Here is a 13,673-nt window from a genome sequence, read left to right as displayed (position 1 = left end):
CGGTCGTGACCACGACGGGTCAGGGGGTGGAGTCGGGCGTCCCGCCGGGCCGGTCCGCCGTGCTGTTCGCCGTCGTGCGCGCGTCGGGGCGGTCCGCCGACGCCGTGTCGGTGGGATCGTCCTGCTTCATCGCCTTGATCTCGCCGCGGAACACACGTGCCGACTGCCCCATGCTCTTCGCGAGCGCGGGGAGCTTGGCCGCGCCGAACAGAAGCAGGATGACAGCGAGGATGATCAGGAGGTGCCAAGGGCCGAACGCGTTGCCGAGCATGAGATCTCCTCGAGGGTGACGGGATTCCTCCAGTGTAACTCTCGTGCCGCCGCGGCGGCCGAAGCACAGCGGTGCGGCGATCAGCCCTCGCCGCGATACTGCGCGAGACCGGCCTGCGCCCAGGCGGCTGCCGCGCATCGGGCTGCCGGCGGGTCGAGGATCTCCACGTCTCCTCCGCGCCGAGCGGCGAGGCGTTTGAGGCTGTGTTCGTCGGCGACGTGCAGCGTCGCCGACATGACCGAGCCCGCCTTCTGGGTCGCGGCCCGATCCAGGTAGTCGCCCAGCAGGGGCGCGAGGGCCGCGGGGAAACGGATGCGCGCCACCACGTCGTTCTCGCCCGGTTCGAACAGCGCGGGCACCGGCTCCGCACCGTGCGTGATGGGGATGTCGGTGAGGGTGAACCCGCTCGCCCGCTCGAGGTGGAACGTGCGCATCGCCTCGCGCATGTGACACCACCCCTGCAGGTACCACTGGCCGCTCGCGATGTGCACCTTGACCGGGTCGACGGTGCGGGTGGTGGCGGGGGCGTCCGGGGCCTTGTAGGTGAACGACACCGCGACCCGCCGCCGCAGGGCCTCGTCGACCACGTCCCGGACGCCGTCGACGGGCCCGGGGGCCACGATGACGTCGGCGGGCGTGGCGGAGGCTCCGCGGGCGAGCTTGGCGAGCAGGCCGTTGACGAGCTCGTTCGTCCCCACGCCCGGGAGCGTGCGGGCCAGCTGGAGACCGGCGAGGAGCGCCGCCGCCTCGCGCGCCGTCAGACGCGGTGACCTCTCCAGACCGACGGTGTTGGTGATGGAGATGACATCCTGCGAGTCCAGCAGATCCCAGTCGATGTCGAACAGCTCGTTCGGGAGCTGCCAGAAACCGCCTTCGCCGGGCAGACCGATGACGGTGAGGCGCTCCACCATGGCGCGCATCTGCTCGGGGGTCACCTCGAACTCCTCGGCGGCCTCGGCGATCGACACCTCGCCCTTGCCGATGAGGTACGGCACGAGCTGCAGCATGAGTGCCGCCCGGTCGGTGGCCAGCATGGGCTTGCGGGCGCTCATGCGGCGTCTCCGTGCAGGCGCAGCGTCGCCTCCAGGCGACGGATCACCTGGTCGCGCAGCTCCACAGGCGCCACGACGCGCACCTCCGGGCCGTACGAGGCCAGTTCATCGGCGAACACGTGCACGTCCACGTACGGTACGCGGATCCCCTGCTCGGCCGGCGTCGCACGGCGCTGGAGGCGCAGGGCCGCCTCGGTGCCGGGGTGCACCTCCAGCAGCGCCGTCTGGGAGGCGGCGACCGCCTGCAGTCCGGACAGCGCCCGCTCCCCCGCATCCTGGCGCAGCGCCGGGTCGAACCGGTCGCGCGTGATCTGGACGTCGCCGACGATGCGGGCGAGGAGGAACGTGCGCTCGGCGTCGATATTGAGGTCATGGCCGAACACGTGCCACCGTGCCTCGTACTCCACCAGGGCGAGGGGACGGATGCGCCGCTCCCGCGCTGCCCGGTCGCCCGGGCGCAGGTAGGGGAAGCGCACGATGCGGCTCTGCTCGATCGCGGACTGCAGGGCGGGGAACGCGGGGTCGCGCAGGCTGATCCGCGGCGCGTAGCCGATGATCGGCTCGTCCACCGGGATTCCCAGCGCCCGGATCTTGCGGAGGCCGCTGCGCGCGTCGGCGGACATCGACTCCGACCCCCACACGCTGCCGGCGATGTTCAGCAGCGCGACCTCTGCGGGGGTGAAGGTGATGTCGGCGGGCAGGGCGTACTCGGCGGTGGGCACGCGGTAACGCGCCTCGCGCAGGTCGTCGGGGTCGGCGTAGTCGCCGATCGTCTCGATGGGCACGCCGAGGCCGCGCAGGCTCTCCTTGTCGCGCTCGAACATCTTCTCCAGCGCATCCTTGGATGCGCCGGCCTCAGCCTGCTCGCGGTACCCGGCGACGGAGGACAGGATCGTGTCTTTGGTCAGCCCCTGCTCGGTGGCCATGAGCGCCACCACGAGGTTGACCAGGCGCTCCTCAGGGGCGTTCTTCACCGGTCGCGTAGGCACCTTGTCATCCTAGGGTCGGAGCCGTCGCCGGTCACGCCTGCGGCGTGGCTCGACGGTGCGCGGGGTGGCCGCCCGGCGGCCGTGATCAGCCTTCGATGCCGAGGATGTCGATGACGTAGACCAGCGATGATCCGCCGGGGATGGCGCCCTGCTGCTGATCTCCGAAGCCTTCCTCCGGCGGGAGGACGACGAGCACCTGCGAGCCAACCGTCTGGCCTTCCAGGGCCGATACGACCGCGGGGGGAAGGGTCTGCTCCGACACGGCGCGGGGCGCGGAGTTCCACGTGGTGTCGAAGACCTCCCCGGTCTCCCACACGACGCCCGTGGAGTGCGCCAGTGCGACGTCGTCGGCGGTCACCTCGGGGCCGTCTCCGCGCTTGAGCACCTCGACGGTGACTTCTGCCGGAGGCGTCGCCTCGGGAACGATGATGCCGGGGCGACCGTCGGGCGCACGCACGACGGTGGGAAGTCCGTGGCCCTCGATGAACTGATCGGCGCCGTCGGCCTTGGGGAGGTACACCTTCCGCACGTCGACGACCGCGACGGCTGATTCGTCCTCGGCCAGGCCCAGGCTCGGTGCGGCCCCCTCGGCCAGGCTGTCCGGGGCCAGTCCGACGACCACGCGCGAGCCCTCGGTCACGCACTCGAGCGCGTCGACGAGTCCGGGGAAGCCCTGGAGCCACTCCGAGAGGCTGAACGCGCGCGTGAGGTCGCCGTTGTAGGGCGTCGCGATGACCGTCTCGCCGGTCTCGCCGCCGCTGATGGTGATGTCGAGCACCACGAGCTGGTTCTCGTCCTCGATGGCCGCGCCGTCGCCGCGCTCGATCACCTTCGAGACGGTGGAATCGACATGGAACGGCGTGCGCACGTCCACGCGCGGCTCGGAGTCGGCGGCCCCGGTCACCTCGACCAGATCCAGCGCCCCACTGGCCCCTTGCGTGGGGTTGCAGGAGGCCTCCGGCGATGTCGAGCAGCCGACGAGACCCACGGCGATCAATGCCGTGGCGGTGAGGAGAGCGGGGGTTCTGCGCACCGGAACAGTCTAGGGGGTGGGCTCCGCGTCGCCCTGCCCCGCTGCCTGGCGGACGCCCTCGGCGGCGCGCTGGGCTTCGCGGATGCGCTTGCGCAGGTTCTTGTCGGTGATCTCGCGATCCCCGACGGCGCCGGGCGTCCAGATCTCCACGTCCTCATCGGCGTAGGACGGCTTCTTCAGTGCGCGCTTGCGCACGTCCGGCGGGACGGCGCCGGGAGCGAGCCGGCGCGCCGTGATGAGGAAGCCCGTGTGCGCGACCATGCGGTGGTCGGGGCGCACGGCCAGGCCCTCCACGTGCCATCCGCGCACCATCGTCTCGCTGGCCTCGGGCTCGGTGAACAGTCCCGTCCCGCGGAGGTACTCCGCGACGCGGCTGAGCTGCGTGGCCGTGGCGACGTAGCAGAGCACGACGCCACCGGGGGTGAGCGCGTCGGCGACGACGTCGATGCACTCCCAGGGCGCGAGCATGTCCAGCACGACCCGGTCCACGCTCCCCGGCGTCACGGCCTCCGGGAGCGCCTCGACGAGGTCGCCCACCCGCAGGTCCCACGTGGCCGGCTGCTCGCCGAGGAACGTCTCGACGTTGGCACGCGCGACCTCCGCGAACTCCTCACGACGCTCGAAGGAGACCAGGCGCCCGGCCGGGCCGATCGCGCGCAGGAGCCACAGCGCGAGCGCGCCCGAGCCCACCCCGGCCTCCACGACGACGGCGCCGGGGAACACGTCGGCCTGCGCGAGGATCTGCGCGGCATCCTTGGGGTACACGATCGCGGCGCCGCGGGGCATCGACATGACGAAGTCGCGCAGCAGGGGACGCAGGGCGAGATACTCGTGACCCGCGCTGTTGACCACGACGCTGCCGTCGGGCTGACCGACGATGCCGGCATGCGGGAGCACGCCGTTGTGGGTGTGCAGCTCTCCACCCTCGCGGAGCGTGACGGTGTGCAGGCGCCCCTTGGGTCCGGTCAGCTGCACGCGGTCGCCGATGCGGAACGGCCCGCTCAGGTGCGGGGTCTCACTCACCGACGGCTCCCCGCCGGGGCGTGGGCGGCGTGGAGAGCGCGCAGGTCGTCGGTGGTGCGTCCGTCCAGCGTCGGCCACAGCTCGTGCGCGCCGACGCCGGTCAGGGAGAGCAGGAGCGGGACGCCGAGGGAGACCGCACCGCTGGCCACGGCCGCGCGCAGCCCGTTCGGGGAGTCCTCGATCGCCACGGTGTCCGCCGGGTCGACCTCCAGCATCGTGCACGCCTGGAGGTAGGCGTCCGGATACGGCTTGGGACGGGTCGCCTCGTCACCGGCGATCACGACGTCGAAGGCGTCGAAGTCGATGTGATCCACCACGCTGTCGGCCATGCGGCGCACCGACATGGTCACCAGTGCCGTCTTCACGCCCTGCGCCCGCAGATCCGCCAGCAGCTCGCGTGCGCCCGGGCGGAACGGCACGCCGTTGGCGGCGAGGCTCGCCATGACGCTGTCGGTGAGCGCGTCGATGATGTCGGGGACGCTCATCTTCACCCCGGCGTCCTGCAGGACGCGTGCGGAGTCGGCGAGGCCCCGTCCCACCAGCTGGAGGGCCTGCTCGTGCGACCACGTGCCCCCGAATCGCTCGACGAGCGGGGTCTCCGCTGCCATCCAGTACGGTTCGGTGTCCACGAGCGTGCCGTCCATGTCCCACAGGACGGCGGCGGGGAGGGAAGAAGTCATCCGACCATCGTAACGAGCGGGCCCGCCGTTGCCTGCCCGGCCCGGCGCCCGTGCGATGCGCCTATCCTGGGAGGACCTGCCGCAGGCTGAGGAGGTTGCGTGGACGCACTGGGTCGCCGGGTTCTGGTCACCGCCTTCGACGGGTGGAACGACGCGGGCGAGGCCGCCTCGGCCGCCGTGGCGCTGCTGCGCGAACAGGGCGAGTACGAGCCGGTGTTCACGGTCGACCCCGAGCTGTACTTCGACTACCAGTACACGCGCCCGCACATGGTCAGCGACGGCGAGGGGCGGCGGATGCTGCGGTGGCCCGACGCCACCCTGTACAAGCCCGCGCGTCCGACGCGCGCCGGCACCGAGCTGTGGCTGCTCACCGGCGCCGAGCCCGCGCGCGCATGGCAGGCCTTCGCGAACGAGTTCGTGGACGTGGCGCTGCGCGAAGACATCACGGGATTCGTGGCGCTGGGGTCGATGATGTCCGACGTCCCCCACACGCGTCCGATCTCGGTCTTCGCAGGCAGCGAGAACGAGCGCCTGCGCGACGTGCTGGGCCTGGAGCGCAGCACGTACGAGGGGCCTGTGGGGATCCTCAGCGCACTGGCCGTGGCCGCCGACGCCGCCGGCATCCCCGCCGCGACCCTGTGGGCGAGCGTCCCCCACTACGTCGCCGGACACACTCCCTCACCCAAAGCCACCCTCGCACTCCTCGACCGCCTCGAAGACCTCACGGGCGCGCAGGTCCCCCGCGGCGACCTCGCCGGGGAGGCTGCGGCGTGGGAGGCGTCGATCGACGCGGCCGCAGCCGACGACGAGGAGATGACGGAGTACATCCGCCAGCTCGAGCGCACGCGCGACACGTGGGACTCCCCCGAAGCCTCCGGCGACGCGATCGCGCAGGAGTTCGAGCGCTACCTGCGCCGCCGGGGCGACGGTCCGACCAAGCCCGGACGCGACGAGCCGCCGCGCCGCTGAGCGTCAGTACGGCTGCAGCACGTTCGTGGCCAGCAGGACCATGAGCACACCGCCGAGCACCACGCGGTAGATCACGAAGGGCAGGAAGCTGCGCTTCTTGATGTACTGCATGAGGAACGCGATGACCGCCAGGCCCACCCCGAACGCCACGACCGTCGCGATCCCGGTCTCGGCGAGGTTGTACGGCCCTCCGGGCTCTTCGAAGCTCTGCAGCAGCTCGTAGAAGCCGCTGCCGAAGACGGCGGGCACCGCGAGCAGGAACGCGTACTCGGCTGCGGAGGGACGCGTGTAGCCGAGGGCCAGGCCGAGGGTCGTCGTCGCGCCCGAGCGGGACACGCCGGGGACGAGGGCGAGCGCCTGGGCGAAGCCGAGTGCGACCCCGTGGGGGTAGGTGAGGCTGTCCAGTTCGCGCGTGCGCCTGCCCCATCTGTCGGCGGCACCCAGCAGGAGGCCGAAGACGATGAGCACGGTCGCCACGAGCCACAGGTTGCGGAACGTGTCGCGGATGACCGACTGGAACAGGAAGCCGAGGACGCCGATGGGGATCGTCCCGAGGATGATGAGCCACCCCATCCGTGCGTCCGGATCGTTGCGCGGAACCCGTCCGGCCAGGGACTGCGCCCACCGCGTGATGATGCGCACGATCGTGCCCCAGAAGTACACCAGCACGGCCAGCTCCGTGCCGATCTGGGTGATCGCGGTGAAGGTGGCGCCGGGATCGGTGGCCGAGGGCAGGAACTCCCCCATGATGCGCAGGTGCGCGCTGGAGGAGACGGGCAGGAACTCGGTCAACCCTTGGACGAGTCCGAGGATGATGGCCTCGAGAACGTGCATGCGCGCCTTTCAGTAGGTCCGGAGGAGATCGGTGAGCACGCGCTGGCCGAAGACGAGCGCGTCGACGGGGACGCGCTCATCGACACCGTGGAACATACCGGTGAAGTCCAGATCCGCCGGCAGGCGCAGCGGCGCGAAGCCGTAGCCGTCGATTCCGAGCGTCGACAGCGCCTTGTTGTCGGTGCCCCCGCCCATGAGGTACGGCAGGACCGGCACGCCCGGGTCGGCGCGGTCCAGCGCCGCCACCATGGCATCGACGAGATCGCCGCGGAAGGGCATTTCGAGCCCGATGTCCTGGTGGACGATCTCCACCTCGACGTGCGGCCCGACGATCTCCCGGATCTGCGCCAGCACGGCGTCTTCGGTGCCCGGAAGCGCGCGCACGTCCACGAGCGCCTCGGCCCGGTCGGGGATGACGTTGTGCTTGTACCCGGCGGTCAGCCCGGTCGGGTTCGTCGTGGTGCGCAGCGTCGAGCGCAGGAACGGCGCGCTGTCGCCCGCGCGCTCGGTGAGGGCGTCGGGGTCGTCGGCGTCGTCCCCCGTCAGCCGCTCCAGGCCGGCGAGGAACTGCGTGGTGGTGTCGGTCAGGCGCACCGGCCATGCCGTGCGCCCGAGGGCGGCGACGGCCTCCGCCAGGGCCGTGACGGCGTTGTCGGGATGCAGCCGGCTGCCGTGGCCGGCCCGCCCGCGCGCGACGAGCCGGATCCAGATGAGGGCCTTCTCCCCCACCTGCAGCAGGTAGGCGCGGCTGCCCGCCACCGGGATGGAGTAGCCCCCCACCTCGCTGATGGCCTGCGTGGCACCGGCGAACCATTCGGGCCGGTCGCGCACGACCAGCGCGGAGCCCTCCACGCCGCCGTTCTCCTCGTCGGCGAAGAACGTGAGCACGAGGTCGCGTTCGGGCTGCTCGCCCGCGCGCAGGATGTCGGCCACCGACGTGAGGATCATGGCGTCCATGTCTTTCATGTCCACCGCCCCGCGCCCCCACAGCACTCCGTCGCGGATCTCGCCGGCGAACGGGTCGACGCTCCAGTCCTCGGCGATGGCCGGCACGACGTCGAGGTGGCCGTGCAGGACCAGGGCGGGCTTGCTCGGGTCGCGACCGGGCACGCGGGCGGAGACGTTCGTGCGGCGCGGGATCGGCTCGTAGTACTCGGGGCGCAGCCCCAGGCCCTCCAGATAGGCGCCGACGTACTCCGCGGCCTCCCGCTCGCCTTCGGCGCGCCCGCCGCCGTAGTTCGAGGTGTCGAAGCGGATGAGATCGGCGGCGATGCGGGCCACCTCCGGGTGCGCGGACTCGCTCGAGGACATGCGCCTACGCTACCGGCCGGGCGCAGCCGGTCCGTTTCCCTGCCACGCCGCGCGGGCGCGCCGACGATTATCGGCGGGTGCCGGCGGCGTGCTAATCTCGATCTTCGTTGCGCAAGCAACTTCACCCATGCGCGGGTGGCGGAATAGGTAGACGCGCTAGCTTGAGGTGCTAGTGCCCGTATAGGGCGTGGGGGTTCAAGTCCCCCCTCGCGCACAGATGTGAAAAGGGCCCCGAGAGGGGCCCTTTTCCCATTCCCGCACCGGGTCGTCGGACCCCCGGTTTCCCGCTCGGCCGGGATGGGGATAGCGTCGAACACGGTGCGCCCGCTGCTGGCGCGCCTGTCGCGCGTGCGGCAGAGCACCACCCGAAGGAGCATCCGTGTCCGTTCTCGAGCCCAGCCTGGTCCCCGTCTTCGAAGAAGTCGTCCGCCGCAATCCCGGAGAGGCGGAGTTCCACCAGGCCGTCCGCGAGGTCTTCGAGAGCCTCGAGCCCGTCGTGGCGAAGCATCCGCAGTACGCGGACGAGGAGATCATCCGCCGCCTGTGCGAGCCGGAGCGCCAGATCATCTTCCGGGTGCCGTGGACCGACGACGCCGGGCACGTGCAGCTGAACCGCGGCTTCCGCGTGGAGTTCAACTCCGCGCTCGGACCGTACAAGGGCGGGCTCCGGTTCCACCCGAGCGTGTACCTGGGCATCGTGAAGTTCCTCGGGTTCGAGCAGATCTTCAAGAACGCTCTGACGGGCATGCCCATCGGCGGTGGGAAGGGCGGCAGCGACTTCGACCCGAAGGGCCGCTCGAACGGCGAGATCATGCGGTTCTGCCAGTCGTTCATGACGGAGCTGTACCGTCACCTCGGCGAGCACACCGACGTCCCTGCCGGCGACATCGGCGTGGGCGGACGCGAGATCGGGTACCTGTTCGGTCAGTACAAGCGCATCACGAACCGGTACGAGTCGGGCGTCCTCACCGGCAAGGGCCTCACGTGGGGCGGATCGCAGGTGCGCACGGAGGCGACCGGGTACGGCGTGGTCTTCTTCGTCGACGAGATGCTCCGTGACGCCGGGGACTCCCTCGACGGCAAGCGGGTCGTCGTGTCCGGCTCGGGCAACGTCGCCATCTACGCGATCGAGAAGGTGCACCAGCTCGGCGGCGTCGTCGTGGCGTGCTCGGACTCTGCCGGATACGTCGTGGACGAGGCCGGCATCGACCTGGAGCTGCTCAAAGACATCAAGAACACCCGTCGCGGCCGCATGAGCGACTACGCCGACGAGCGTCCCGGCACGCGCTTCATCGAGGGCGGTTCGATCTGGGACGTGCCCTGCGACATCGCCCTGCCCTGTGCGACGCAGAACGAGCTGGACGCGGATGCCGCGGCGGCGCTCGCGCGCGGGGGCTGCACGATCGTGGCCGAAGGCGCGAACATGCCCACGACGCCCGACGCGATCCGCACGCTGCGCGAAGCCGGCGTGCGCTTCGCGCCCGGCAAGGCCGTCAACGCCGGCGGCGTCGCCACGAGCGCCCTCGAGATGCAGCAGAACGCCTCACGTGACTCGTGGACCTTCGCGCACACCGAGGAGCGGCTCGAGCAGATCATGCGCTCGATCCACGACCGCTGCCTGGAGACCGCGGACGAATACGGCGTGCCCGGCGACTACGTCGCCGGCGCCAATATCGCTGGATTCATCCACGTCGCCGACGCGATGATGGCCCTCGGCCACATCTGAGCCGCCGGTCACCCCCGCGCAGAACTCAGGAGATTCCGCTGCATCGCGGCCCCGGGGAGCCCCAAACCGCCGGATTCTCCTGAGTTTTGAACGACGGAGCAGGAGGCTCGCGGGGTCACGCCACCGCGACCCCGAAGGCCAGCCCCAGGACGTACGTGACGGCGGCGGCACCGTAGCCGATGAGCAGCTGGCGGAGCGCCCGGCGCAGCGGCGACGCGCCCGACAGCAGCCCCACCGTCGCACCGGTGCCCAGGAGCGCGAGCCCCACCAGCACGAGGGCGACCACGACAGCGGTGGGGCCGGAGAGCCCGAACACCCACGGCAGCACCGGCAGCACGGCACCGGAGGCGAAGAAGAGGAAGCTCGAGGCGGCCGCGCGCCACGCGCCCCCGACGATCTCGTGCGCATCGGTCGCGGCCGGCTCGCCCGCGCGCGGGGCGCCGCGGCCGGTCTCCTGCGCCGCCGCCACGACACGGCGCGCTCGGGCGAGCGACTCCGCCGCCGGAAGCCCGCGCGTGCGGTACACCAGGGCCAGCTCGTTGGCGTCGAGGTCGAGGTGCGGCAGCGCCTCGTCGGCGTATTCGTTGGGCTCGGTGGCCTGCAGCAGTTCGCGCTGCGACCGCACCGAGACGAACTCCCCCGCCGCCATCGACAGGGCGCCCGCCAGGAGCCCCGCGATGCCGCTGAAGAGCACGAACGCCGGAGCGACGCCGGTCGCCCCGATGCCCAGCACGAGCGCCAGGTTGGACACGAGTCCGTCGTTCGCGCCGAACACCGCGGCCCGGAACGTGCCCGACAGTCGCCGGCGCCCCCGTGCGGCGAGGCCGCGCACGACCTCGTGGTGCACCTTCTCGTCCGCCGCCATCGCGGCCGACGCGTACGGCTCGTCGTCGTAGGGCGAGCGCGCCTCCGCGTTCTGGGCGAGGGCGAGGACGAACAGCCACCCGAACCGCCGTGCCATCCACGTGAGCACTCGCGTGCCCGTTCCGGGGCGCGGCAGCCGCGCGGGCTCGCCACCGAGCAGGTCCATCCAATGCGCGGCATGGCGGTCCTCCGCGTCGGCCAGGGCCTGGAGGATGTCACGCTCCTCACCCTCGCGCCGGGTGGCCAGCTCCCGGTACAGACCCGCCTCAGCCCGCTCGTCGACGAGGTACCGCATCCAGCGACGCCGATCTCTCTCGGTCGGGGCGGAAGGGGCGCGCGTCACGACAGGCTCCGATCTGGTGGGGATGCTTCCACGCTATCCGCGCGGCACAGCCGCACCGGACGCGAGGGCGGAACTGCCAGCATTTCGGGGCTCCGAAGCACGCGCCACGGCGCGACGCAGGCCCCGTTCGCCGGCTCGCATGACGACCGCGTGCGCAGCGACGAAGACGGGGCGGAGCACGGCGGCGGTCGCGTTCATCCAGGGCCGCCGGGTCGAGACGCACCATCGCACGATGATCTCGGTCGCCGCGGCGCCCGCCGGCGCCAGCTCCACCGTGCCCACTCCCGCCAGGTCGCCGTCGCTGCGGACGACCAGGCGACGGCCCGGCGCCAGGCTCACGACCGTGAGGTGCACGCGCAGGCGGTAGCCGAAGGGGCTGCGCACCACGAGGGCGATCCGCTCCCCCGGAGCCATCCGGCTCGGCGCGCCGGCCACGGACACGCCCGGCCACCACGTCGCCGCACCGGGGCGCAGCATCCGTTCGGCCGCGGACCAGCACTGCGGCGGTCCGGCTGCCACGCGCCACCGCGACGTGAAGTCGTAGCCGCGCGCCCTCACGAGTGCACGCGGCGGCGGAGCAGGTCGATGCGTGCCTGCAGCTGAGCCACGGTCGCGTGCGAGACGGCCGGGCCGCCGCACAGCCGCCGCAGCTCGGCGTGCACGAGCCCGTGCGCCTCACCGGTCTGCCGCGCGTAGAGCCCGACGAGGCTGTTCAGCAGCTGCCTCTGCTCCTTGAGGGAACGGTGCAGCGGCTGCGGCAGCGTCGACTCCGGCGCCGCCGTCGCACCCTTCGCGGGCGCGGCCGACTCGCGGGCCTCCCGGGCGGTGCGGTGGCGGGACTGCCGCGAGACGCGCGACATGAGCACCTCGTGCACCTGGTCGGGCTCGAGGAGGCCCGGGATCCCGAGGAACTCCTCCTCCTCGGGGGTGCCGGGGATGGCCAGCTGGCCGAAGTCCTTGCCATCGAAGACGACGCGGTCGAAGTGGGCGTGCGAACCGAGAGCCTGGAAGGTGAACTCCTCGGTGAGCCCGTCGGAGGCCTTCTCCTCGCGCTCCGCCGCGTCCATCATGTCTTCTTCGGCGTTCCACTGGTCGTCGTCGGAGTCGCGGTCCAGCGCGTGGTCGCGCTGGCGCTCGAGCTCGCCGGCGAGGGCCAGCAGGATGGGAACGTTCGGCAGGAAGATGCTGGCCGTCTCGCCGCGGCGCCGCGCGCGCACGAAACGCCCGATGGCCTGCGCGAAGAACAGCGGCGTCGCCGCCGACGTCGCGTACACCCCCACGGCCAGCCGGGGCACGTCCACGCCCTCCGACACCATGCGCACCGCCACCATCCACCGGCTCGTGCTCTGGGAGAACTGCTCGATGCGGGCGGACGCCTCCGCCTCGTCGGAGAGGACGACGGTGGGCTGTTCGCCGGTGACGTCGGCGAGGATGGCCGCGTACGCACGGGCGGCGGTCTGATCGGTCGCGATGACCAAGCCCCCGGCGTCCGGAATGTGCTGGCGGACCTCGGTCAGACGCCGGTCCGCCGAGCGCAGGACAGCGGGGATCCACTCCCCGTTCGGATCCAGCGCCGTCCGCCAGGCCTGGGAGGTGATGTCCTTGGTGTTGTCCTGCCCGAGATGGGCCTCCATCTCCTCGCCGGCCTTCGTGCGCCACCGCATCTGACCGGCGTACACGAGGAACATCACCGGCCGCACGACGCCGTCCTCCAGCGCGCGACGGTATCCGTACGCGTAGTCGGTGCGGGACACGCGGATGCCCTTGGCGTCCGGGTGGTACTCCACGAACGGGATCGGGGCGGTGTCGCTGCGGAACGGCGTGCCCGACAGCAGCAGGCGCCGGGTCGCGCGGCGGTACGCCTGGCGGAGCGCGTCGCCCCAGCTGAGCGCGTCGCCGCCGTGGTGCACCTCGTCGAGGATCACCAGCGTGCGCGCATCCAGCGTCATGCGCTCGTGCACGGCGGCGTTCACGGCGACCTGGGCGTACGTCACCGCCACCCCGTGGTACTGCCGCGAGGGCGCGACGTGGCGGTTGCTGAAGGCCGGATCCAACCGGATCCCCACGCGCCCGGCGGCGTCGGCCCACTGGGTCTTGAGGTGCTCGGTGGGGGCGACCACGACGATGCGGTCCACGACGCCGCGGCGGAAGAGTTCGCTCGCCAGGCGCAGGGCGAAGGTCGTCTTACCGGCGCCGGGGGTCGCGGCCGCGAGGAAGTCGCGCGGGCCCTTGCCCACCCCGTCGGGGCCGTCGCATCCGAAGTACACGTCCAGCGCCTCGGCCTGCCAGGCGCGCAGGCGCTGGGCGGTGCCCCACGGCGCGCGCTGGGGGTAGGTCGGTGAGAGGTGCTCTGCCGCGAAGCTGCCGAAGTGCCCCTCGTGCTCGTGGGAGGCGTCGTCGTGCGGATTCGCGGTGCCGCGGTCGGAGGTGTGGTCGGGAGCGATGATCAGGTCGTCGTCCAACATTCCTCCCTCTCCTGACCGGCGCGACTCACTACCCTAAGCGATGGTTCCGACCCCTCCGCACGAGGACGTGGAGCACCCCGCCGAGGACATGTCGGAGGGCCCGCGGTAGCCTG

The 13,673-nt window shown here is 71.8% G+C and carries 13 protein-coding genes and 1 tRNA gene; 3 read left to right on the top strand and 11 right to left on the bottom strand.

Annotated elements, in window-relative coordinates; all coding sequences use genetic code 11:
- Positions 1-19: 19 nt before the first annotated feature.
- The 6 genes from tatA to E4K62_RS08085 form a co-directional block, all read right to left on the bottom strand.
- Positions 20-271 carry a twin-arginine translocase TatA/TatE family subunit gene (gene tatA / locus E4K62_RS08110; protein WP_135065966.1) on the bottom strand — a complete coding sequence of 84 codons (252 nt, stop codon included), beginning with the start codon at positions 269-271 and terminating at the stop codon, positions 20-22.
- An 80-nt stretch (positions 272-351) separates the two neighbouring features.
- Positions 352-1,323: a helix-turn-helix transcriptional regulator gene (locus E4K62_RS08105; protein WP_135065963.1), complete on the bottom strand. Its 972-nt coding sequence runs from the start codon at positions 1,321-1,323 to the stop codon at positions 352-354.
- Complete coding sequence (locus tag E4K62_RS08100; RefSeq protein WP_135065960.1) at positions 1,320-2,312, bottom strand: helix-turn-helix transcriptional regulator; 993 nt, start codon at positions 2,310-2,312, stop codon at positions 1,320-1,322. Before E4K62_RS08100 ends, E4K62_RS08105 begins: the two co-directional genes overlap by 4 nt.
- Before the next feature lie 85 nt (positions 2,313-2,397).
- Positions 2,398-3,345, bottom strand: coding sequence for an FKBP-type peptidyl-prolyl cis-trans isomerase (locus E4K62_RS08095; RefSeq protein WP_135065956.1), 948 nt, complete (start codon positions 3,343-3,345; stop codon positions 2,398-2,400).
- 9 nt (positions 3,346-3,354) lie between these two features.
- Complete coding sequence (locus E4K62_RS08090) at positions 3,355-4,368, bottom strand: tRNA (adenine-N1)-methyltransferase (RefSeq protein ID WP_135065953.1); 1,014 nt, start codon at positions 4,366-4,368, stop codon at positions 3,355-3,357.
- A complete protein-coding gene (locus E4K62_RS08085) occupies positions 4,365-5,048 on the bottom strand; it encodes an HAD family hydrolase (RefSeq protein WP_135065950.1) in 684 nt (227 codons plus the stop codon). Before E4K62_RS08085 ends, E4K62_RS08090 begins: the two co-directional genes overlap by 4 nt.
- Before the next feature lie 99 nt (positions 5,049-5,147).
- Here E4K62_RS08085 and E4K62_RS08080 point away from each other — a divergent pair, with 99 nt between their 5' ends.
- Positions 5,148-6,017: a PAC2 family protein gene (locus E4K62_RS08080; RefSeq protein WP_135065947.1), complete on the top strand. Its 870-nt coding sequence runs from the start codon at positions 5,148-5,150 to the stop codon at positions 6,015-6,017.
- Between the two features lie 3 nt (positions 6,018-6,020).
- Here the strand turns inward: E4K62_RS08080 and E4K62_RS08075 are convergent, their stop codons facing one another.
- The gene (locus tag E4K62_RS08075) at positions 6,021-6,851 is read right to left on the bottom strand and encodes an undecaprenyl-diphosphate phosphatase (RefSeq protein ID WP_135065944.1); all 831 of its coding nucleotides are present in this window, start codon (positions 6,849-6,851) and stop codon (positions 6,021-6,023) included.
- A gap of 9 nt (positions 6,852-6,860) precedes the next feature.
- Entirely contained in the window at positions 6,861-8,162 is a 1,302-nt protein-coding gene (locus E4K62_RS08070; RefSeq protein ID WP_135065941.1) for a M20/M25/M40 family metallo-hydrolase, read from the bottom strand.
- A gap of 129 nt (positions 8,163-8,291) precedes the next feature.
- Here E4K62_RS08070 and E4K62_RS08065 point away from each other — a divergent pair.
- Positions 8,292-8,376, top strand: a tRNA-Leu gene (locus E4K62_RS08065).
- 165 nt (positions 8,377-8,541) lie between these two features.
- Entirely contained in the window at positions 8,542-9,888 is a 1,347-nt protein-coding gene (gdhA, locus tag E4K62_RS08060; protein ID WP_135065938.1) for an NADP-specific glutamate dehydrogenase, read from the top strand.
- 115 nt (positions 9,889-10,003) lie between these two features.
- Here the strand turns inward: gdhA and E4K62_RS08055 are convergent, their stop codons facing one another.
- The 3 genes from E4K62_RS08055 to E4K62_RS08045 form a co-directional block, all read right to left on the bottom strand.
- On the bottom strand, positions 10,004-11,047 hold the full coding sequence (locus tag E4K62_RS08055; protein WP_135071122.1) for a VIT1/CCC1 transporter family protein: 1,044 nt from the start codon (positions 11,045-11,047) through the stop codon (positions 10,004-10,006).
- A gap of 81 nt (positions 11,048-11,128) precedes the next feature.
- A complete protein-coding gene (locus E4K62_RS08050) occupies positions 11,129-11,653 on the bottom strand; it encodes an SRPBCC family protein (protein ID WP_135065935.1) in 525 nt (174 codons plus the stop codon).
- Positions 11,650-13,560 (bottom strand): DEAD/DEAH box helicase, encoded by a 1,911-nt coding sequence (locus E4K62_RS08045; protein WP_135065932.1) that lies wholly within the window; start codon positions 13,558-13,560, stop codon positions 11,650-11,652. Before E4K62_RS08045 ends, E4K62_RS08050 begins: the two co-directional genes overlap by 4 nt.
- Positions 13,561-13,673: the final 113 nt, after the last annotated feature.

Source organism: Microbacterium wangchenii (assembly GCF_004564355.1).
Lineage (GTDB): Bacteria > Actinomycetota > Actinomycetes > Actinomycetales > Microbacteriaceae > Microbacterium > Microbacterium wangchenii.
This window is presented reverse-complemented; position numbering and strand designations above follow the sequence as displayed.